The following is a 20,259-nucleotide window of genomic DNA, read 5'->3' on the forward strand; positions in this document are numbered from 1 at the left end:
TGTTTCCGAGGAGGGGAAGCAGGCGACGTCCGACGTGCCGCCAGTTACCTCGGCAATCGAGTTCGTTCACGGAGCGCGTGACCTGTGGCCCGCTCGTTCCAACGCACCCGCTCGCTCCCGTAGACACACTCGTGCTCTCCAGAGTGACCAAGGATCAGGTCACATCTCCACCTATCGAAGGTGCTCGGGCAGATCGTCGACATCGTGCAGCAGCATAGACACCACCACCGGCGCCCTCGTCTCACTGAACGATCCCCTATTGGGAGGTGCTTTGGGAAGGGCCCTCACCCTGCAAGACGGTGCCGTCGGTTGCTCGGAGTCGCATGAGGGTTCATCCTCGGGGAATGACCGGTCAGCGTTGTGGCGTTCTGGGCGGCGTTGAGCGAGAACGCGCCGAACGAGTCTTGGACACGATCAACGCTGACGAGCGGTGGCTTTGGGTCATCGCGGGTCGGCCGGATGGCGGCGAGCAGGGTGGAGCCTGGTACGTCGAAGGGGTCGATGGCCGGACCGCGGTGCTCAAGATCTCTGATCCGAGCTGGGCGGAGCAGATGCTCTTAGCTGAGGAGGCCGTTGGGATGGTTCGACGCGCTGGGTACCCGACGCCTGCTTGGATTCGGTGCGGACGGACCGCTGACGGCATCGGGTACCAATTACAGGAGCGGGTGCCCGGCGCTCGGCTCACATCGGTTGACGTCGGTGGCGCGAGGGCGTTGATCTCCACGATCGACTTGCAGGCTGGGCTCAACCCCGCGCCTGGACGCAACTGGAACGACTTCGTCGTCGACCAGCTCACGCGGGACATGGGCAATCTTTGTTCCGCGTCAGCAACCGCGGGTGCCAGCGGTATGGCTCTGGTCGAAATGTGTCGACGGCTCGCGGACGATGTGGACGCTCGTGACTGGCCCTGTTCCGACATGGTCCATGGAGATTTCCGGCCGGCAAACGTTCTGCTGATGAACGGCGAGGTCACGGGCGTGGTCGACGTCGAGGCAATTGGGAGCGGCACCCGCGCGTTCGATTTCGCCACGCTGCTCAGCTACGGGCCGATCGACGGGGACGCCGTTGAGCTGATCGTCAACGCTGGTTCGCTCGCAGGCGGCGAGCAAGCACTACGCGCTTGCGTTGCGCTGGTCTTTCTCGACCTCGTCCGTTTCGCAGCGGCACGGCCAGATGCAACCCCGGAGACCACGGCATTCGAAGGGGCACGCCTCGTCGAGCGAGCAGCCATGGTGGAGGCGCTGACGAATCGGTGACGCTCGGAAGTCCAGCCCCGTTCGTGAAGCGCAGATCAGGTACTTGCGCTGCCGAGGGCGCGCACTTCTGCATGGACACGTTGTGCCAGACCTGTCTGAGCTGAGTCGGCGGCGACCGCGGCGTCGATGAGGACGGACAACCGGTCCGTCAACGCCCCGCCAGGGTCAGTGGCCTGCACGCGCTCCAGCCCTCGCTGGACCAGCCCGTCGATGTCACCGCGCTCTCGATATGACGCTCTCACGGCAGCGACCGCGTTCATCAAGGCGCTCTCTGCCCGAGACCATCCCCGATCCCAGGGCGCGCGCCCGCCGTGGAACAAACCGACCACGTCGAGGTCCACCCGCTGGAACAGAGACCAGTTTCTGAACCGTACGAACACCAGACGACGATCCGGATCGAGTTCGGGGTCGAGCCGAAGTGACTCGACCTGCCCCGCCGCTTTGAGTGCGTGCGGCAGAACTCTGAGCGCGTCGTCGCCGTCGCTCACCCACCACGAAAGGTCGATGTCGCTCCAGGCGTCCGCTGTCCCCTCAGCGAGGGAACCTCTGAGGCTCGCGACCGATCCGGGCTGAGCTGCTTGGAGCCCGCGGCGAAGTTGCACGACGCGGTTGGCGCGCTCGACATCGCAGTCCATGCCGTCATCCTCACGTATCGCCGCCGAGAAAGCTGGAAGCCGCTCCAGTAGAGAATCGTCGATTGAGGCACCTTGATGCCGGGCTGTGGCACATGGCCAGGCGTTTCGTGGTGAGCTAGCTGGATGCGCATCAGGTCAGCGGCCGTCGTCGTCCGAGACGAGAGCCTGCTCGTCATCGATCGGCTGAAGAACGGTCGTCACTACTGTGTGCTCCCTGGCGGCGGGGTCGAGGAAGGCGAGAGCCTCCGCGAAGCGTGTCAGCGCGAGTTGCGTGAGGAGACGGGCCTTGATGCGAGCATCGGCGACCTGCTCGACGTACCAGTGGATAGCGCCGTTCCCACGGCTTACTTCGTGGCGCGAGTAAGTCCTGGTCCGTTGCAACTCGGGGGTCCAGAGATCGACCGTGCCTCGGAACTGAACCAGTACGAGCCGAGGTGGGTGGAACTGGGCCTGCTCGCGCACATCCCGTTGGTGCCGGAAGTGGCGAGGGAAGCGGTCAAGCTGGTCCTCGAAGCGCGCCGCTGAAGGATCGTTCTCCGGACGCGGGCCGCCAACTCGGTGAACCGGGCCAACAGGTTGGTCCCAGAGTTCCCCGATTTGACCCTCACGCCGCGTGAGGGCAGAACGTGGACCCATGAGCAGCTACTACAACGCCTTTGAGATGAGCCCGGTCCCCGCCCCCGGCCCTGACGTGGTCGCGCCTGAGCCGTTCCACGGGATCTACGGGATGCCGTCGTTCGTGACGATCCCGACAACCGACCTGGCCGCTTCCGTCGACTTCTGGACCCGCGGCCTGGGCTTCTTCGACCTGTTCAGCGTGCCGGGCCAGCTCGTGCACCTGCGCCGGTGGGCCTTTCAGGACGTCCTGCTGGTCCCAACCGCGTCCGCTCCGGATCAGGCGCCGGCGGTGAGCTTCAGCTTCGCGTGCGTCCTGAACCAGATCGACGCCCTCGTCACCGCGTGCCGAGCCCACGACGCGGGCGTGGTGAGCGAGCCGCGGGACACGCCCTGGGGCACCCGCGATGTCGAGGTGATCACGCCGGAGAAGGTGCGAGTCGTCTTCACTGCCGCGAAACCCTTCGAGCCGACCAGCCAGACCGCCAAGAACCTCGAAGCGATCGGCATCACCGCACCTGACGCCGACGGCGAGAAGAATGGAGCGCATGCCTGATGACAGCGACGCCGTGGACCTGACTGTTGGTCAGGCCGCGGCGCGCCTGGGCGTGACGGTCCGGACGTTGCATCACTGGGACGAGATCGCCCTTGCGAGGCCGTCGTCACGGTCAGCTGCCGGGTACCGGCTCTATGCCGAAGACGACCTCGAGCGGCTGCGGCGCATCGTCGTCTACCGCGAGCTGGGGCTCGACCTGGAAGCCATTCGGAACGTTCTCGACGATCCGAGTGCGGCTGTTGTCATTGCGCTGCGCGCCCAGCAGTCCCAGCTTGCGGCGCGGATCGAGCATCTCAGCGCGCTGGGCGATGACCTGGCCCGGATGGCCGACGCCCACGAGCACGGGCTGCTCATGACCAATGAGGAGCAGACCGCGACGTTCGGGCCTGGATGGAATCCGCAGTGGCCGGCTGAGGCGCGGCAACTCTACGGCGATACGCCGGAGTGGCGGCACTACGCCGAACGCTCCGCCTCACGCACCGTGGACGACTGGCAGGCCGTCGCCGATGCGTCTGCGGCGCTTGATCAGGCCCTTGCCGACGCCATGGATGCTGGTGTCGAACCCGGCAGCCCGGCCGCGGACGCTCTCGTTGAACAGCACCGCGAGGTGTTCTCCGCCTACTTCCCGATCACCCGGCAGATGCAGGTCGTCCTCGGCCGCATGTACGAAGCCGATCCGGGGTACGCCGCACACTACGACGGCATCCGAGCCGGGCTCGCCTCATGGTTGCGTCGCATCATCGACGCCGGCGCACGCGCCCGCGGCATCGACCCCGACACCGCCACCTGGCAGTAGGACTCGCAGCTCACGGTCGCGCGCGGAGCGGCCGACGTCGACGTGGGAGCGAACGCTGCCCTGAGCCAACGTCTCGTGCGGATCGCCGGCCTTCGAGTGGTCACCGCTCGTTGGCGGCTCGGCGGATCCAGGTGCGGAACTCGACGGCGAAGTGCTCGAGGTGCTGCTCGATCACCGCCGGGGCGCAGGTCGCCGGCAAGGTGACGGACAGACGTGCGGTGAAGCCGTCCTGCTCCTCGTCGAAGGAGTTCGCGATCGAGCCGATCACCGTCCCGTCCGCCAACAGCATGTGCGACCGGCGACCGGCAGTCGCTTCTGCGGCGGGCAGCTCCTGCTCGACGACGGCACTGTCGTCCCAGGGGCGCATGAAGAACGAGCAGACGTACTCGTCGAGGGTCTCGACGATGTTCACGTTGCGCCCCGGCTCGGCGTGGATCCCGTAGTGCTCCGGGTGTCCGGCGAGCATGACGTCCTCGCGGGCGAACGCGGCGCCGAGCCACGCACCGAACTGCGCGGCACTGATGCCCCGTGCACGGAGCGTGGTCGTGCCGGTTGCCTGCTCGCCGCCGGAGCGTCCGAGGTGGGCGCGGAGGAACGCGTCACCCGCAGCGATCTCGTCCTCGAGCAGCTCGAGCAGCTGGACCCGGCCGAGCTTCCGTTTCAGGAGCGCGAGCGCCCGGCGGGCGGAGAACAGCTCGAACCCGTCGATGGTCGAGTCGGTGTCCTCGCCGGCCAGGCGGACGGTCGCGCCGGTCACCGTGCGGCCCGGACGGGGAGCTGGAGGTACGAGGCCTGGTCGCCGCCGGTGTGCACGACGTGCCGCCCGGTGTTCGCGCCGACGTACTCGCGGATCGCCGGCATGAGCGTGCCGAGCAGGTTGCGGGAGCTCACGATGAACCGCAGCTGCTCGCCCGCGTGGAAGCGCAGTCCGACCGGGAACAGGTCGATCTCGATCTCGGCGACCTGCCCGGCAGCGAGCTTCTCGACGCGGTCGAACGAGTGCGCGGGGACGTCGTCGGTCGACAGCGCCTCGTCGAGGTGCCGGGCGGACACGCGGAGGCGTCCGTCGGAGCCCTTGTAACGCAGGATCGTCGCGCCGTGGTCGGTGAGGTCGTGCGCCATCGCCGACTGGTTCGGCACGGTGAACGCCTGCAGCGGCGTTCCCCAGCGGTCGAGCTTCTGGACGAGGACGAACAGGTCCATGTCGTCGGCGCCCCGGGCCTCGACGAACAGGTGCGCCTTCGGGTACCCGACCAGGACGGTCTCCTCGTCGAAGCGGGTCAGGAACGAGACGGCGTCCGGGTTCGCGTCGACGGCGTAGGACGCTTCCGCAGGTGCCTCGGGCGCGGCCGTGGTCAGCGTTCGCGTCCGGGCGTCGAGGTGGTACTTCGTCGAGATGGCGTCCTGCGGCGGGAACGACTCAGCCGGCACGGCGACCTCGTCTCCGCCCTGCAGGTCGAGGACCGAGTACCGGACGGTCGGAGTGGTCTCCCACCCGTTGTCGGCGCCCTTGAGGAAGTGGTCGAAGAACCGGCGGAGGTCCTCGACGTTCGCCGGGTCGTAGTAGTCCGGCCACTCCTGGGTGTTGTGGATCCGGAGCCACTTCTCGTCGCTGGCGATCCGACGCCAGGCGCGGAAGGTCCCGGCGGTGTGCAGGGTGTTCGAGTAGCTCGCGACGACGTACGCCGGGACCTCGATCTGCGAGAAGTCAGGGATCTTCTGCTCCCACAGGTCGGTCATCAGCGGGTAGGCGTCGACCTCGGCGAGGATGTCCTCCTTCTGGCCCTTCCCGAAGAAGCTGCCGTCCTGCAGCTGCTGCGCGAACCCGGTGTCGGGCATGCCGCCGCGCATCACGAGGTCGCGGTAGACGTCGCTGACGCCCTCCCACGGGTTGATCGCGACGAGGTGCGGGGGCTGCTCGGCGGCGGTGAACCACTGCGACACGGCGAGGTAGCTCGTGCCGCTCATGCCGACCTTGCCGTCGCACCACTCTTGCTCGGCCAGCCACTCGATGACGTCGTACGCGTCGCGGCCCTCCTGCCGGTCCCAGAGCACGCTGTCGCCCTCGGAGTCGACCACGCCGCGGATGTCGACGTTGCAGATCGCGTAGCCGTGCTCGACCCAGTACGCGGGGTCCGGTGCCTCGAACTTCTCGAGTCCGGACACCGTGCTGTTCGGCAGCCCGACGAGCCCGAACACCCCCATCACGCTGAGCGACGTGCCCTGCGCCTTGCCGTACGGGCTCCATGCCACGATCACCGGCACCGGCTCGGTACCGACCGGGCGGAACACGTCGACGTGGATGGTCGTGCCGTCGCGCAGCTGCATCGCGACGTCCTTGTCGAACACCGTGTCGACGGGCAGCGGCTTGAACTGCGGCGCGATCCGGAACCCGGTCTCGAGGGTTCGGGTGCCGGGCTCGAAGGGGGTGAGCACACCCGTGCGCGGCGCGGGCAGCGGGGTGGAGGGGACGGTCATCCTCTGGTCGGTCATCGTGTTCTCCTTCGTGCGGGAGTCCTCCGTGGGCTCGTCGTCGAGGCGAGCGTACGTCCGATCCGGCAAGAACTCAACGCGTGTTGAGAAACCCGTCAGCGGAGTAGATTGCGGGCATGGACGGAACGACGGAAGCAGCGACGACCTCCCGCGTGGGTCGCCGTCCCGGGGCGGCCAGCACCCGCACGACGGTCCTCGCGGCGGCGAGTGCGCGGTTCGCCAGCGACGGTTTCGCCGGCACGACGATCCGGGCCGTGGCGGCGGACGCCGGCGTCGACCCTTCGCAGGTGATGCAGTTCTTCGGGTCGAAGGCTGACCTGTTCGCAGCGGTGATGGCCGTTTCCCCGTCCGCGCTCCGGCGCTTCGACACGGCCTTCGAGGGTCCGGACGAGCATCTCGGCGAGCGTGTCGTCCGGGCGTTCCTACAGGCCTGGGAAGGCGCCCCGGAGGAGTCGGAACCGCTGATGGCGATGCTCCGAGGTGCGATGGTCAACGAGGACGCGACGGCGCAGCTGCGGGACTTCATCCAGGCCCGCCTCGTACACGGAGCCTCCGGCGCCGATCACGAGGACCGTGCGCTCCGGGCCGGGCTCGCCGCGGCCATGCTCGTCGGGATCATCACGAGCCGGCAGGTCTTCGGGGTCCCTGCCGTGCTCGCAGCCGACCACGACACCGTCGTCGCGATCGCCGGACCCGCGATCCAGAGCGTCCTCGCCGGAGTCAGTCGAGCAGACGCCGAGCGTTCCGGGTCGTGAGTTCCCGCCAACTCGTCGCGTCGCGCGGTGGCTCGGCATCGTCGAGCGCGGCGATCTGCGCGTCCACGCCCTGCGTCGGCGTCCAGCACGAGTCGCTGCCGTAGAGCAGCCGATCCGTCCCGGCGACCTCGGCGAGGACTGGCACGTCGAGTGGGAACGGCGTGCCTGCCGTGTCGAACCAGAGCCGCCGCATCGCGTCCTTCCAAGGCATCGTGCCGGCGGCGGCGCCGAACAACTGCTGGAACAGGGCGATCCGGTCGGAGAGGACCGGCAGGGTCGCACCCGAGTGCGGCACGATGACGCGCAGGTCCGGGTACCGGTCCAGGACGCCGGCGAACACCAGGTCGACGATGCTCCTGGTGCTGTCGAACATGAACTCCAGCATCGGGCGAGGACGCCCGAGGGCGGTGTGCTCCCACCCGACGGGCGAGGTCGGGTGCACGAAGACGGCCGCGCCGCGGGCGTCGAGCTCGGCCCAGAGCGGCTCCAACGCGGGATCTCCCAGGTACTGGCCGTGCGCGTTGGACTCGAGGACGACGCCGACCGCACCCGGTCCCTGCAACGTGCGCCGGGCCTCCAGGACCGCACTGTCGACATCCGGCACCGGGAGGGACGCGAAGTACGAGAACCGGTCCGGGTGCGCGGCCGCGATCGCGGCGGCTTCGTCGTTGAGTGTCCGCGCGAGCTCCGCGGCTCGGTCGTCGTCCCCGAAGTGCACTCCGGGCGACGAGATGGACAGGACCGCTCGGGCGATCCCGCGGCGGTCCATGTCACCGAGCTGGCCGGCGAGCGACCAGCTCGGCCAGGCGGGCATGCCGTCCGGCTGTTCGTACCCGGCTGCTCGGGCCGCTGCGACGTAGTCCGCGGTGACGAAGTGTGCGTGGACGTCGATCAGTTCGGACATCGATGGCTCCTCGTTGCGTGTAGTGAACGATTCTGTATCGTAGACCGCATGACCACGACCATTCGCAACGTCCGCACCAGCTCCGGCGGGGTGACCACAACCGAGGCTGTCGACGTCGAGTTCGACGAACACATCACCACGGTCCGTCCCGCGGGGACCGTCGCTCCAGCGGGCGGTCCGGTCGTCGACGGAACGGGGCAGTTCCTCGTCCCGGGCCTGATCGACACGCACGTCCACCTGGGCTCCCCGGCGGCGCTGTCGTCCGCAGTCCGAGCCGGCGTCACGACGATGGTCGACCTCGGGACACACCCGGACTCCCTCGTCGACGAGCAGCGACGAGCACCGGGGGCACCGGGGCTCCTCAGCGCGGGCTCGGCCGCCTCGGCGCCGGGCAGCACCCAGATCGCTCGGATGGGCTTCCCGGACGCGAGCGGCGTGAGCAGCGCAGCCGATGCCGAGCGGTACCTGGACTGGCGGGCCGCGAACGGGTCGGACCTGGTGAAGATCATCATCGAGGACCCCGACGCCACCGACGTCCCCGCGCTCGACGTCGCAACGATCACGGCCCTGGTCGACGGCGCACGCCGCCGGGGGCTCCGGACCGTGGCCCACGTCGTGACCGCCGCGTCGTTCGTCCGCGGGCTCGACGCCGGGGTCGACATCCTCACGCACGCGCCGCTCGACCGGCCGCTGCCGGACGCGACCGTCCGGCGGATGGCGGACCAGGGCACCATCGCGTCACCGACCCTCGTGATGATGCGCGCGATGGCCCGCGCGCGACTCGGGGACCGTGCCGACGCCGCGTTCGAGAACGCCGTCGAGAGTGTGCGCCGGATGCACACCGCCGGTGTGCCAGTCGTCGCCGGCACGGACGCGAACGAGACCCCGTTCGCGCCGGTTCGCCACGGCGAGGCCCTCCACGAGGAGATGCTCCTCTTGCGGGACACCGGGATGACGAACGGCGCGGTACTGACCGCTGCCATGGACGGGGCAGCGGCGGCATTCGGTCTGCACGACCGCGGGCGCGTGGAAGTGGGGCTGCGTGCGGACCTCCTGCTCACGACCGGCGATCCCCTCGTCGACCCAGCCGTCCTCGCTCAGCCGGGCGCTGTGTGGGTCGGTGGGACACTCATCTCGTGAACGCTCCCGTCCGGCGGCGCGGTGCTGACCTCGAGCACGCGATCTTCGCCGCCACACTCGAACAGCTGGCTGACCACGGCATGGCGGGCCTCACCTTCGAGAACGTCGCCGCGGCAGCCGGTGCGGGCAAGGCCTCGCTCTACCGGCGCTGGACCGATCCGGAGCAGCTCGTCCTCGCTGCCCTCGCCTGGACCGAAGACACCGCGGAGCGGAGCGATCACCCCGGGGGGACCCGACTCCAGCCGGTCGGTGACCTCCGCGACGAACTCATCGCGTTCCTGTCCGATCTCGCGGACGGGCTCACCACCCCCGTCGGACGGGTCCTCGCACCACTTCTCCTGGAGCGAGAGCGACGACCCGAGATGTGGCAGCGCATCGTCGCACTGCTCATCGAGCCGCGCCAACGCCTCGTGACCGAAGCATTCGGACGCGCCGCGGCCCGTGGCGAGATCCCCTCGAGCGCTGTCAGCCCATCACGCGTCAGCGCTGGCGCCGCACTCGTGCTCGCCCGTCACCTCACCACTGGTCCGCTGTCCCGCGACGACATCGTCGAGGTCGTCGATGACGTCGTGCTTCCCGCCCTGTCGCGGTGATCCTCGCGAAGTCGCGCTGACCGACTCGTAGGGGTCTGGCGGAATGCGGACGGGTGGGATCAGCGCACAGCCGGCGGCGGCCCCGTCGTGTCCCCCACCCGCAACTCCGAGACGAACGACGCCGGCTGCGGCTCCGCCCCCTCGAGCATCGCCAGCGCAGCACGAGCGGCAGCTTGGCCCTTCTGCACGAAGGGCTGCACCAGGGTGGTCAGGTGCCGGATCGGGGTCCGGTGCAACAGGCTGTCGTCCACCGTGATGCCGTCGAACCCGACGACGCTGACGTCCTCGGGCACCCGCAGCCCGGCGTCGAGGGCAGCCGAGATCACCCCGACGGCGATCAGGTCACTCTGCGCAATGACCGCGGTCGGCCGTGGCCCGTCCGCAGCGAACAGCTCGACACCAGCCAGACGTCCTTCTTCCACCGAGCTGCCAGCAGTTTCGATCGCCACGGCGGAGGGGTAGACCTCGCGCACGCCCCGGAGCCGTTCGAGCGTGGTGAACGCGATGCCCGAGGCGAAGCGGTCATCGTCGATCGGCCCCCGCCGACGAGCAGCGTCGAGCGGCAGCGTCACCACCGTGACGTCGGCGTGCCCGAGGTCCTGCAGGTACGCAGCAGCACGGCGCGAGGCATCCCGGTTGTCGAGCTGGACGGGCACGGCACCCTCGATCTCGTCCGCCTCGATCGCGACGACGGGGATCTGTCGACGCCGCAGCACCGCCACGGCGGGGTCGATCCGGACGTTGCACCCGACGAGCACCACGGCGTCCATCGGGGCATCGACGAGTGGGCCGGCCCCCTGTTCGTCATCGAGCGGACTCCGGACCAGCAAGAGCGAAGCGCCCGCAGCCCCGGCGACCTCGGCGATGCCGTCGAGCGTCAGGACATTGACGGGGTCCCGGAAGGCATCGCTCAAGCGTTCGTCCATCACGACGCCGATGACGCCGGAACGGCCTCGGCGGAGCGAACGCGCACGGGGGTCGGGGCCGCCGTAGCCGAGCTCGGCAGCGGCGGCGAGGACTCGGGCCTTGGCGTCCTCGGACACCGGGCCGCTGCCGCTGAACGCGAGCGAGGCCGTCGACGGCGCGACACCGGCGGCACGGGCGACCGCGGCCAGCGTCGGGCGCGACGGACGGGTGCCGCCGCCGCGGGAAGGCGACGCGCCGAGTGCTGTTGCCGGTTCGTCCATCGCCGGTTAGCGTAGCGGGAACAAGCGGTCGAATCGATTCGATAGCGGCCGACCCAGAACAAAACGCGCAGCGCGACCCGCACCACGACCACCAGCAACGAAGCACGATGGGACCACCATGACGACGCCGTCCACCCGCACCGTTCCGACCACCAGGGCCTGGATCATCGCGGTGTTCGTGGTGTTCACCCTGTCCGGGCTCGACATCGCGACGTGGCTCGGCCGGATCCCGAGCGTCCGCGACTCCCTCGGCGCGAGCACGTTCGAGATGGGCCTGCTCGTCCTGGGCATGGCCGTCGGTTCGATCGGTGGCCTGACCTTCGCCGGCCACATCGTCGCCAAGCTCGGCGCGCGGCGCGGGATCCAGATCGCCGCCGCCTGCCTGGCGCTCGGCATGGTCTTCGCTGGCATCGCGGTCACGCTCGGCTGGGGCTTCGCCGCCATCTGGATCGCCCTGATCGCCTTCGGGTTCGGCAACGGCCTGTGCGACGTGTCGATGAACGTCTCCGGCGCCGCTGCCGAGAAGGCCGGCGGGCGCACGATCATGCCGCTGTTCCACGCAGCGTTCTCCCTCGGCACACTGGCCGGCGCCGGGCTCGGTGCCCTGGCCGAGCGGCTCGAGATCCCGGTCTCCGTGCACTTCATCGTGCTGGTCGTCATCACGAGCGCCGTGATGCTCGTCGCCGTCACGAAGTTCCAGGACGAGCACCGCTTCGCCGAGCAGGTCTCCACCGACACCAGCCCGGTGGCGACGCCACTCACCCGCATGCAGGTCTGGGCGCAGCCCTCCACGATCCTCATCGGTGTGATCGTGCTCGGCATGGCCTTGGCCGAGGGCTCCGCGAACGACTGGCTGCCGCTCGCGATGATCGACGGCCACGGGCTCGACAACGCCGCCGGCGCCGGCGTGCTCACGGTGTTCCTCGCCGCGATGACCGTCGGTCGCGTCGCCGGCAGCCCCCTCATCGACAAGTTCGGGCGCGTCCCGATCCTGCGGATCAGCGCCGCCGTCGCGGTGGTCGGCCTCGGCATGCTCATCTTCATCGACAACGTGCCGCTCGCGATCGTGGGCGTCGTGCTCTGGGGCCTCGGTGCCAGCCTCGGCTTCCCGATGGGCATGTCGGCCGCCGCCGACGACCCCCGCACGGCCGCCGCCAAGGTCAGCGCCGTCGCGACCATCGGGTACGTGGCGTTCCTGGCCGGTCCTCCGCTCATCGGGTTCCTCGGCGAGCACGTCGGACTGCTCGGTGCGCTCCTGGTCGTCTTCGTGTTCATCATCGCGGCGGGACTCGCGTCGGGTGCCGCCCGTGAGACCGGCGCCGCCGCCCGGCCGACCCGCGGGGGCGGCGACGGACACGGCGGGGGCGAGCCGCGCCTCCCGGCCGGCAGCGCCGGCAACGCCGACAACGCGACGAGCGCGCCGTCCGGGTCGGGACGCGACGCCCGTTAGGCTTCCCGGGTGCGTCTCGTCATCGCCCGGTGCTCCGTCGACTACGCGGGCCGGCTCTCCGCCCACCTGCCGCTCGCGACCCGTCTGCTCATGCTCAAGGCGGACGGCTCACTGCTCGTGCACTCCGACGGTGGCAGCTACAAGCCGCTGAACTGGATGAGCCCGCCGTGCTCGATCGAGATGAGCGAGCCGGACGAGGAGCAGACCGTCGGTGGCATCACCGAGGTCTGGACGGTGACGCAGAAGAAGACCCAGGACCGCCTGATCGTGTCCATCCACGAGGTCATCGCGGACCAGACCCACGACCTCGGCGTCGACCCGGGGCTGGTGAAGGACGGGGTCGAGGCGCACCTGCAGCAGCTCCTCGCGGAGCAGATCGAACTGCTCGGCGACGGCCACACGCTGGTCCGCCGCGAGTACATGACCGCCATCGGGCCGGTCGACATCCTGGCGCGTGACGACGCCGGGGCGAGCGTCGCGGTCGAGATGAAGCGCAACGCCAACATCGACGCGGTCGAGCAGCTCACGCGCTACCTCGAGCTCATGAACCGCGATCCGCACCTGCGTCCGGTGCAGGGCGTGCTGGCGGCGCAGACGGTGGCGCCGCAGGCGCGCACCCTCGCCGAGGACCGCGGCATCCGCGTCCTCGTGCTCGACTACGACGCGATGCGCGGCATCGAGGGCGGGCACACCCGCCTGTTCTGAGTGCGGAGCGGCGCGTGCGTGTTGGTGCGGCGTCGCGTTGGTGGGTTGGTGCGTTGCCCGCCGGAACCAGGTTCCGGACACGGAACCGCGGAATCGCGTGGTGCTGTGTCCGGAACCTGGTTCCGACCGACGGCCCGACCGCCCGCGCCCGCCCGCCCGACCGCCGCCGCCCGACCGGGAGGCCCGGCGCACGTCCGCCCCGTCGCGCGCGGCACCAGGGTGGTCCCGTCGACCGCCGCCGGTAGGGTGGGCAGGACATGACCAGCCCGTTCTCCGCCATCCTGTTCGACCTCGACGGCACCATCAGCGACTCCGCGCCGGGCATCCTCGAGAGCCTGACGCACACCTTCCGCACCGTGGGCGTCCCGGTGCCCGACCACGACACCCTGATGTCGTTCGTCGGCCCGCCGATCATGGACACGTTCCGGGTCGCGATGGGCATGGACGAGGCGCAGGCGGAGCACACCCTCGCCGTGTACCGCGAGCACTACTTCTCGCACGGCGCCCTCGACTCGACGATGTTCCCCGGCATCGACGTCGTGCTCCGGACGCTGCACGACGCGGGGCTGCCGATCTCGACCGCGACGAGCAAGCCCGAGACGCCGGCGACGTACATCCTCGAGCACTACGGGCTCACCGGGGACATCGACATCATCACGGGTGCCAGCGACGACGAGGTCCGGTCGAGCAAGGCCGACGTCGTCGAGGAAGCCCTGCGCCGCCTCGACGCCCGCGGGTTCGACGTCAGCCGCCCGGTGCTCATCGGCGACCGGGTGCACGACGTCGAGGGCGCCACGGTGCACGGCGTCCCGGTGGTCTTCGCCGAGTGGGGGTACGGCTCCCCCGCCGAGGCCGAGGGCACCATCGCCACGGCCGCCACCCCGCTGGACCTGCTCCCGATCCTGCTGCCGTGACGGACGGGACCGACGCGACCGGCGGGACCGACGCGACCGACGCGACCGGCGGGACCGACGCGACGAGCGGGCGCGGCCGGACCGACGCGACGCGGCAGGGGCTGCGTGCCGCCGCGTGGGTACTGCCCGCCGCCATCGTCCTCATCGCACTGAACTTCCGCGGGCCGATCGTCGCGACGGCCCCGGTCATCGGCGACGTCCGGCTCGACCTCGGCCTGACGTCCACGATCGCCGGGCTGCTGACGACGATCCCCGTGCTCTGCTTCGCCCTGGCGACGCCGTTCGCCAGCTGGGTCATCGCGAAGGCCGACCCCGAGCGTGCGGTGTCCCTGTCGCTCGTCATCGTGCTCGCCGGCACCGTGGTGCGCTCGATGCCGTCGTCCGCCGCACTGCTCATCGGCACCGCGGTGATCGGCATCGGCATCACGATCGGCAACGTGGTGATTCCCGTCGTCATCCGGCGGGACACCTCGCCGGAGCGTGTCGGCCTGGTCACCGGCGTCTACACGTCGGCGCTCAACGTCGGGTCGATGATCACCTCACTCGCGACCGCTCCCCTGGCGGCGCTGTGGGGTTGGCCCGTCGCGATCGCCGTGTGGGCGGTCTTCGCGGTCATCGCCGGGTTCGCCTGGACGTACGCAGTGGGTGCCCGGGCCGCGTGGCGCCGCCCCGTGCGCTCCGACGACGACGAGCCCCTGCCGATCACCGGTCCGATCGACCAGGTGCTCGACACCGGGGCGATCCGGACGATCCGCGCCGACCGGGCCGCGGCGGCCGCTGCTGCCACCGCCGCCGAGCCGGTCCGTCCCGCACGACGACTCATCACGTGGGGGCTCACGCTGGCCTTCGGTGGCCAGGCGTTCTCGTACTACGCCCTGACCGCCTGGATCCCGACCCTGCTGCACGACGAGATCGGGTTCTCGAAGGCGTCGTCCGGGGCGAGCTCGTCGGTGTTCCAGATCCTGGCCGTGGTCGGTGCGCTCGGGGTCCCGCTGCTCGCGGCGAAGTGGCGGCCGCGGGCGATCATCGCGCTCGTCGCGTTCCTGTGGCTGGCGATGCCCCTCGGGCTGCTGTTCGCCCCGCAGCTCTGGTTGCTGTGGTCGGTGCTCGGCGGCGCGGCCCAGGGCGGCGGCATCACCGTGATCTTCATCGTGATCGTGCGGATCGTGTCGAGCGACGCCGATGCCCGTCGGATGTCCGCGTTCGTGCAGGGCGGCGGGTACCTGATCGGCTCGGCCGGGCCGCTCGTCGCCGGGGCGCTGCACGGTGCGACCGGGGACTGGACGGCACCGCTGCTCGTCGTGCTCGTGTCGGTGCTGACGCTCGGGGTCGTCGGCACGATCGCCGCGCGCCGCGTGTCCTGAGCGGCGCTGCTTGTTCGCCCGCTGCGCTGCGCTTCGTGAGCAGAAATGGTCGGGTCGCCGCACCTGACCCGACCATTTCTGCTCACGAAGTCTCGCCCGCGCCCCGCCCGCGCCCACTACCGCGCGGCGAGCACCTCGCGCAGCGACATCGGGCGCCGGCCCGTGATCCGCTCGACGTCGCCGGACACGTGCGCGAGAGCTCCCTCGGCGATCGCCGTGTAGGTGCTCACCCACGCATCGGCCTGCCACGGCTCGGGGTTCCACTGCGCACGAGACGCGTACGCCTCGTCCAGCGTCTCCGGGTGGTACGTCACCGTGCGGCCACGCACCTCGGTCACCACCGCGGCGGCTTCGGCGAGCGTGAACGCCGCCGGCCCGGTCAGCTCGTACGAGCGGTCCACGTGCGCACCCGGGTCCTGCAGCACGGTGGTCGCGACCCGTGCGACGTCCGCACGGGCGACCGCCGCCATGGCGCCGTCGCCTGCTGGCCCGCGGATCACGCCGTCCTCGCCGACCAGGTCCTCGACGAAGTCCAGGTAGAAGCTGTCCCGCAGGAACGTGTACGCCGTGTCGGTCGCGCGGATCGCCTGCTCGGTCGCCCAGTGGTCGCGCCCGAGGGTGAAGGTCGCGTCCTCGGCCGCGCCGAGGAACGACGTGTAGACGACGTGCCGCACACCGGCTTCGGCAGCTGCTGCGACGAAGGTGCGGTGCTGGTCGAGCCGGTCCTCGGCCTCGGCCGCTGACACCATCAGGAGCACGTCGACCCCCTCGAGCGCCGCCCGGCTGGCGTCGGCGTCGGCGAACGTCGCGACCGCGACCTCGGCGCCGGGCAGCTCCGGCGCGCGCGCTGCGTCGCGCACGATCATCCGGAACGGCACGCCGTCCGCGGCGAGCGCGCGTGCGACGGCGCCCCCGATGTTGCCGGTCGCTCCGGTGATGGCGATGGTCATGGTCGCTCCTTCGATCGGTGTCGCGTCGGTCTGCTGGTCACGTCCGCACCGTCCTGGAGGCACGGATCACCGTGGGCGCGACCCTCGCCGCGTTCACGCCGTCGACCTCCACCGCCCATGCGCGCGCGGCGTCGTGGTCGCGTCCGTGACGCATGTGCCGACCGACCAGGCGGTCGACGCGAACCCCGTCGTCGACGGCGCAGAACCAGGTCTCGGTGAACAGGTCCCCGAGCGCTGCCCACGGTTCGGCATCGTCGAGCAGGTAGTTCCCCTCGGAGACCACGAGCCGGGCGGTCGGCGGGACGGCGATGCTGCCGGCGACGGGCTCGTCGATGCGGCGGTCGAAGTCCGGCGCCCACACGGTGGTGTCGGCAGCGACGAGTCGTCGGACCAGGGCGACGTAGCCGTCGGCGTCGAACGTGTCGACGGCGCCCTTGCGGTCGTGCCGGCCGAGGGCGTCGAGCGCCGCGTTCGACAGGTGGAAGCCGTCCATCGGCACCTGCACCGCCGTGCCGGCCCCGAGTCGCTCGTCGACGGCGGCGACCACGCGGCGGGCCAGCGTCGACTTGCCGGCACCGGGAGCACCCGCGATGCCGAGCACTGCCCGGGGCCCCGCCGAGGCCAGCTCGACCGCGCGCTCGACGGCGTCGGCGACGCTGCTGTCCGGGTGGCTCACGGTCCCATCCTGGCAGAGCGCGCCGACACCGGACCGGGGTGGTTCACTGGCCGCATGGTCGATGCGACGAAGGCGTTCAGCGGGTTCTCGGTACGGGACGTCCCGGAGGCGAAGGCGTTCTACCAGGACGTCCTGGGGGTCGAGGTCACCGAGGACCACGGCATGCTCTTCCTGCAGCTCGGCGACGGCCACGGTGTCCTCGTGTACCCGAAGGGCCCTGCGCACGAGCCCGCGGCCTTCACGGTGCTGAACTTCCCCGTGCCGGACGTCGACGCCGCGGTGGACGAGCTCACCGCGAAGGGCATCACGTTCCTGCAGTACGAGGGGATGACCGACGAGAAGGGCGTGAACCGCAAGGGCGGGCCGCTCATCGCCTGGTTCACCGACCCGTCGGGCAACGTCCTGAGCGTCGTCGCCGAGTGAACATGTTGTATTCAGAAAGCTCGCGCCGGCCCCACTGACCGCCCTACCGTCGTCCCACACCGACGAGAGGACGGCCATGACCGCTGTAGTGGGACGACACTGGACCCGCGAGGAACTCCTCATCGAACGCGCGCGGGTCCGGGCGCAGTGGGACCTCGATGAACGAGAGTTCGCGCCGACCGAGCAGTGGCGCGATCTCTTCACCGACGAGTACCTGGCTCAGGACTGGCTCGACAGCATCTCCTTCCTGCTGGGCGAGCGATGACCGAGTCAGCCACGCCGGTACCCACTGACGTCCCGGCACAGTTCGCGATGCTGGCCGCCGGCTGAGGGGTCAGCGGGTGAGCGCGCCCGCCCACGCCAGCGCGACGGGTACGAGCAGCCCGTGCCGGTGGTGCGGGAGCTCGGCGATGGGCAGCCAGCGCGACTCGTCGGTCGACCCGTCGATCTCGTCGCGCAGTGTGCCGCCGACGACCGTCGCGCGGAACACGACCTGCACGGCCTTCATCGGGCGACCGTTGGCGTGGATCCGGCGCTCCGCGGGGACGACGTGGTGCCGGACGCCGAGCAGGGCGCCGACCTCGGACTCGTACCCGGTCTCCTCGCGGACCTCGCGCACGACGGCCTGCTCGACGGTCTCGTCGAACTCGACGCCACCGCCCGGCAACGTCCAGGTGCCGGCTTCGGGGAAGCGCAGCTTCGCCAGGAGCACCCGGTCACCGTCCGTGATCACGCCGTACGCGGCGAGCCGGGTGTCGTAGTCGGTGTACTCCATGGGCCGACCATGCCAGGTGGGCGAGCCGACGCATGCAAGCCGCGCCGTGCCTCCCGTCCGTGCTCCCGCTCGGAGTCCTCAGGCGTCGACGCGCGCTGCTGCCCAACCGACGCGCATCCGGGCGACAGCGCGGTCGAAGCCGCTCAGCGGCTCGGCGTCGTCGCGGACCATCGCCTGCAGCTGCAGCCCCTCGAACAGTGCCATGAGCTGCTCGGCGGCGTGCCGGGGTGAGGCGCCGCGTGGCTCTCGTGCAGCGACGACGTCACGGACCAGGGCGAGGGTGAGGTCCTCGAACGCCCGGGTGTACTGGGTGCGGAACCACCCGGCTGCGGGGTGGCCGGGGTTCGACGCGGCGCTGAGCACGGCGATCCGGAGCCGGACGAGGGCCGGGTCCGTGACGCCGGCCTCGAGCCGGGCACGCAGGTACGCGACGGCACCGTCCCGTTCGGCGACGGGCCACAGCGCGAGCCGGCTGCCGTTGTTCCACCGGTCGATGACCGCGACGACGAGGAGTTCCCACATCGGGAACGCTCGGCTGACCTCGGCGACCGGCACCTCGGCGCGCTCGGCGACCTCGTCCGGTCCGACCCGGTGGAAGTCCGTCGCGCGGTACGCCTCGATCGCACCGGACACGATGCGTGCACGGAGATCGGCGTCGGGCGTGGGCATGCAGACGATTGTCCGGTCCCGGGGGCGACCACGCGACCGCCAGTTCAGGGGGCGCGAAGACGGCCAGTGCCAGTCGAACGTCAGTGCCGGTCGAAGGTCAGCGTCTCGTCGTCCGGGGCGGTGACGGCGCCGGTCCGGGCGAACTCGGCCCAGATCGCACGGAAGGCCCGGCCGCGCCGCTCGACCTCGGGCCAGTCGCGCTCGGGGACGAAGCGGGTGCCGGCCCAGGCCTCGCGGCCGCCGAGCAACAGCGGCAGGTCGCTCATGTGGACGGCGCCGGTCGGCGCGGTCGTCACGCCACGGAGGAGCCGGTAGGACGTCGCCCGCCCGCAGGCTCGACGGTGCCGCGCGGTGAAGCGTCGGACGTCGCGGCCGTAGATGACGTCGGAGAGCGGACGGACCACCCACCAGCGGAGCGCCGGGCGCAGGATCCGTGACCGAGCGACCCGCGACAGACCGCGGACCAACGGCACGTACATGCCGGTCTCGTCCGTCGCGGAACCGATCAGGACGTCGACGTCGGGAGCGACTCGGCTCCAGGCGTCGTCGAGGTCGCGTTCGGCGGGCAACGGGGCGAACCCGTACTGGGTGCCGAACGGCATCCCGCCCGCGAGTCCGTACGGCGCGGCCGCCCGGGTGCCGAGGGCCTGCCGTTCGAGCAGGTCGTCGAGCGGGGTGTCGGCGTGCACGGCACCGACGGCTCGGATCATCGCGCGGTTCATCCGGGAACGACCGCGCGACAGCCCGAGCGGTGCGCTCTGGATGATCGCCCGGCGGAACAGCCCGGCCGCGCCGTCGCTGATCATCAGGTGGGCTGCTGCGTCGCCGCCGGCCGACTGCCCGAACACCGTGACGAGGTCAGGGTCGCCACCGAACGCGGCGATGTTCGCCTGCACCCAGCGGAGCGACTCGAGCAGGTCGAGCAGTCCGAGGTTCGCCGGGATCGACGTCCCGTCGCCCAGGAACCCGAGGACCCCGAGCCGGAAGGTCACCGACACCACGATCACGCGCTGCTCGGTCACGAGGTCGCGGGCGTCGTAGATCGGCAGGTCGCCGCCGCCGATGACGTACGAGCCGCCGTGGATCCAGACCATCACGGGCAGGCGCTCGTCGGGCGTCACGTCGGCGGGCAGCGTGATCGACAGGCGCTGGCAGTGCTCGTCGACGGTGATGTCCTCGACCTCGCCGAGCAGCTGGTCGACGAACTGCGCGTGCGGCTGCGGCGCCACGGGGGACCGCGTCGACGCGTGCAGTTCGCTCGCGAAGGGCGGCATCGGCTCCGGCGGCGCGAACCGGTCGGCCCGCGCGTACGGGATCCCGAGCACGCGGACGACGTCGCCGTCCACCGTCCCGACGATCCGGCCGGCCGGGGTGTCGAACGGGGCAGGCGTCGCGTCGAGCAT

The 20,259-nt window shown here is 70.6% G+C and carries 23 protein-coding genes; 13 read left to right on the forward strand and 10 right to left on the reverse strand.

Annotated features, from left to right (window positions below; all coding sequences use genetic code 11):
* Positions 1-344: 344 nt before the first annotated feature.
* Positions 345-1,256, forward strand: coding sequence for a phosphotransferase family protein (locus tag M4960_RS16040; RefSeq protein WP_248704801.1), 912 nt, complete (start codon positions 345-347; stop codon positions 1,254-1,256).
* Positions 1,257-1,291: 35 nt separating this feature from the next.
* On the opposite strand, the gene M4960_RS16045 is transcribed toward M4960_RS16040, so the two are convergent.
* Positions 1,292-1,891 carry a hypothetical protein gene (locus M4960_RS16045; protein ID WP_248704802.1) on the reverse strand — a complete coding sequence of 200 codons (600 nt, stop codon included), beginning with the start codon at positions 1,889-1,891 and terminating at the stop codon, positions 1,292-1,294.
* A 123-nt stretch (positions 1,892-2,014) separates the two neighbouring features.
* On the opposite strand from M4960_RS16045, the gene M4960_RS16050 reads away from it, so the two are divergent.
* From M4960_RS16050 to M4960_RS16060, 3 genes are all read left to right on the forward strand, one after another.
* Complete coding sequence (locus M4960_RS16050; RefSeq protein WP_248704803.1) at positions 2,015-2,416, forward strand: NUDIX domain-containing protein; 402 nt, start codon at positions 2,015-2,017, stop codon at positions 2,414-2,416.
* Between the two features lie 109 nt (positions 2,417-2,525).
* Positions 2,526-3,062: a VOC family protein gene (locus tag M4960_RS16055; RefSeq protein ID WP_123937190.1), complete on the forward strand. Its 537-nt coding sequence runs from the start codon at positions 2,526-2,528 to the stop codon at positions 3,060-3,062.
* A complete protein-coding gene (locus M4960_RS16060; protein WP_185094124.1) occupies positions 3,055-3,858 on the forward strand; it encodes a MerR family transcriptional regulator in 804 nt (267 codons plus the stop codon). The genes M4960_RS16055 and M4960_RS16060 overlap by 8 nt, the downstream gene beginning before the upstream one ends.
* Positions 3,859-3,958: 100 nt before the next feature.
* Here the strand turns inward: M4960_RS16060 and M4960_RS16065 are convergent, their stop codons facing one another.
* Positions 3,959-4,615: a hypothetical protein gene (locus M4960_RS16065; protein ID WP_123294478.1), complete on the reverse strand. Its 657-nt coding sequence runs from the start codon at positions 4,613-4,615 to the stop codon at positions 3,959-3,961.
* On the reverse strand, positions 4,612-6,351 hold the full coding sequence (locus tag M4960_RS16070; RefSeq protein ID WP_159573584.1) for a CocE/NonD family hydrolase: 1,740 nt from the start codon (positions 6,349-6,351) through the stop codon (positions 4,612-4,614). Before M4960_RS16070 ends, M4960_RS16065 begins: the two co-directional genes overlap by 4 nt.
* A gap of 116 nt (positions 6,352-6,467) precedes the next feature.
* Here M4960_RS16070 and M4960_RS16075 point away from each other — a divergent pair, with 116 nt between their 5' ends.
* Positions 6,468-7,106 (forward strand): TetR family transcriptional regulator, encoded by a 639-nt coding sequence (locus tag M4960_RS16075; protein WP_123294477.1) that lies wholly within the window; start codon positions 6,468-6,470, stop codon positions 7,104-7,106.
* Here M4960_RS16075 and M4960_RS16080 read toward each other — a convergent pair.
* Positions 7,072-8,010, reverse strand: coding sequence for an amidohydrolase family protein (locus M4960_RS16080; protein ID WP_248704804.1), 939 nt, complete (start codon positions 8,008-8,010; stop codon positions 7,072-7,074). The two genes, M4960_RS16075 and M4960_RS16080, sit on opposite strands and share 35 nt — an antisense overlap.
* A 48-nt stretch (positions 8,011-8,058) precedes the next feature.
* Here M4960_RS16080 and M4960_RS16085 point away from each other — a divergent pair, with 48 nt between their 5' ends.
* Both M4960_RS16085 and M4960_RS16090 read left to right on the forward strand, forming a co-directional pair.
* Positions 8,059-9,150, forward strand: coding sequence for an amidohydrolase family protein (locus M4960_RS16085; protein ID WP_248704805.1), 1,092 nt, complete (start codon positions 8,059-8,061; stop codon positions 9,148-9,150).
* A complete protein-coding gene (locus M4960_RS16090) occupies positions 9,147-9,743 on the forward strand; it encodes a TetR-like C-terminal domain-containing protein (RefSeq protein ID WP_123294474.1) in 597 nt (198 codons plus the stop codon). The genes M4960_RS16085 and M4960_RS16090 overlap by 4 nt, the downstream gene beginning before the upstream one ends.
* 59 nt (positions 9,744-9,802) lie before the next feature.
* Here M4960_RS16090 and M4960_RS16095 read toward each other — a convergent pair whose 3' ends face one another.
* On the reverse strand, positions 9,803-10,930 hold the full coding sequence (locus tag M4960_RS16095; RefSeq protein ID WP_248704806.1) for a LacI family DNA-binding transcriptional regulator: 1,128 nt from the start codon (positions 10,928-10,930) through the stop codon (positions 9,803-9,805).
* Between the two features lie 118 nt (positions 10,931-11,048).
* On the opposite strand from M4960_RS16095, the gene M4960_RS16100 reads away from it, so the two are divergent.
* The 4 genes from M4960_RS16100 (at position 11,049) to M4960_RS16115 (ending at position 15,363) form a co-directional block, all read left to right on the forward strand.
* Positions 11,049-12,380, forward strand: a complete 1,332-nt coding sequence (locus M4960_RS16100) for an MFS transporter (RefSeq protein ID WP_248704807.1) — start codon at positions 11,049-11,051, stop codon at positions 12,378-12,380.
* A 9-nt stretch (positions 12,381-12,389) separates the two neighbouring features.
* Positions 12,390-13,085: an endonuclease NucS gene (nucS, locus tag M4960_RS16105; protein WP_111083752.1), complete on the forward strand. Its 696-nt coding sequence runs from the start codon at positions 12,390-12,392 to the stop codon at positions 13,083-13,085.
* Between the two features lie 257 nt (positions 13,086-13,342).
* Positions 13,343-13,999, forward strand: a complete 657-nt coding sequence (locus M4960_RS16110) for an HAD hydrolase-like protein (RefSeq protein ID WP_133938039.1) — start codon at positions 13,343-13,345, stop codon at positions 13,997-13,999.
* Positions 13,996-15,363: an MFS transporter gene (locus tag M4960_RS16115; RefSeq protein ID WP_308222023.1), complete on the forward strand. Its 1,368-nt coding sequence runs from the start codon at positions 13,996-13,998 to the stop codon at positions 15,361-15,363. Before M4960_RS16110 ends, M4960_RS16115 begins: the two co-directional genes overlap by 4 nt.
* Positions 15,364-15,479: 116 nt before the next feature.
* Here the strand turns inward: M4960_RS16115 and M4960_RS16120 are convergent, their stop codons facing one another.
* Both M4960_RS16120 and M4960_RS16125 read right to left on the reverse strand, forming a co-directional pair.
* On the reverse strand, positions 15,480-16,313 hold the full coding sequence (locus M4960_RS16120) for an SDR family oxidoreductase (protein WP_248704808.1): 834 nt from the start codon (positions 16,311-16,313) through the stop codon (positions 15,480-15,482).
* Between the two features lie 37 nt (positions 16,314-16,350).
* On the reverse strand, positions 16,351-16,989 hold the full coding sequence (locus M4960_RS16125; protein WP_248704809.1) for a nucleoside/nucleotide kinase family protein: 639 nt from the start codon (positions 16,987-16,989) through the stop codon (positions 16,351-16,353).
* A 54-nt stretch (positions 16,990-17,043) separates the two neighbouring features.
* On the opposite strand from M4960_RS16125, the gene M4960_RS16130 reads away from it, so the two are divergent.
* Both M4960_RS16130 and M4960_RS16135 read left to right on the forward strand, forming a co-directional pair.
* Positions 17,044-17,412: a VOC family protein gene (locus M4960_RS16130; RefSeq protein WP_248704810.1), complete on the forward strand. Its 369-nt coding sequence runs from the start codon at positions 17,044-17,046 to the stop codon at positions 17,410-17,412.
* A gap of 76 nt (positions 17,413-17,488) precedes the next feature.
* Positions 17,489-17,677 (forward strand): hypothetical protein, encoded by a 189-nt coding sequence (locus M4960_RS16135; protein ID WP_123937181.1) that lies wholly within the window; start codon positions 17,489-17,491, stop codon positions 17,675-17,677.
* 69 nt (positions 17,678-17,746) lie between these two features.
* Here M4960_RS16135 and M4960_RS16140 read toward each other — a convergent pair whose 3' ends face one another.
* The 3 genes from M4960_RS16140 to M4960_RS16150 form a co-directional block, all read right to left on the reverse strand.
* Positions 17,747-18,187 (reverse strand): NUDIX hydrolase, encoded by a 441-nt coding sequence (locus M4960_RS16140; protein WP_123294468.1) that lies wholly within the window; start codon positions 18,185-18,187, stop codon positions 17,747-17,749.
* A 78-nt stretch (positions 18,188-18,265) separates the two neighbouring features.
* Positions 18,266-18,856, reverse strand: coding sequence for a TetR/AcrR family transcriptional regulator (locus M4960_RS16145; RefSeq protein WP_248704811.1), 591 nt, complete (start codon positions 18,854-18,856; stop codon positions 18,266-18,268).
* 80 nt (positions 18,857-18,936) lie between these two features.
* Complete coding sequence (locus M4960_RS16150) at positions 18,937-20,259, reverse strand: carboxylesterase family protein (protein ID WP_248704812.1); 1,323 nt, start codon at positions 20,257-20,259, stop codon at positions 18,937-18,939.

Source organism: Curtobacterium sp. MWU13-2055, assembly GCF_023242305.1.
GTDB lineage: Bacteria > Actinomycetota > Actinomycetes > Actinomycetales > Microbacteriaceae > Curtobacterium.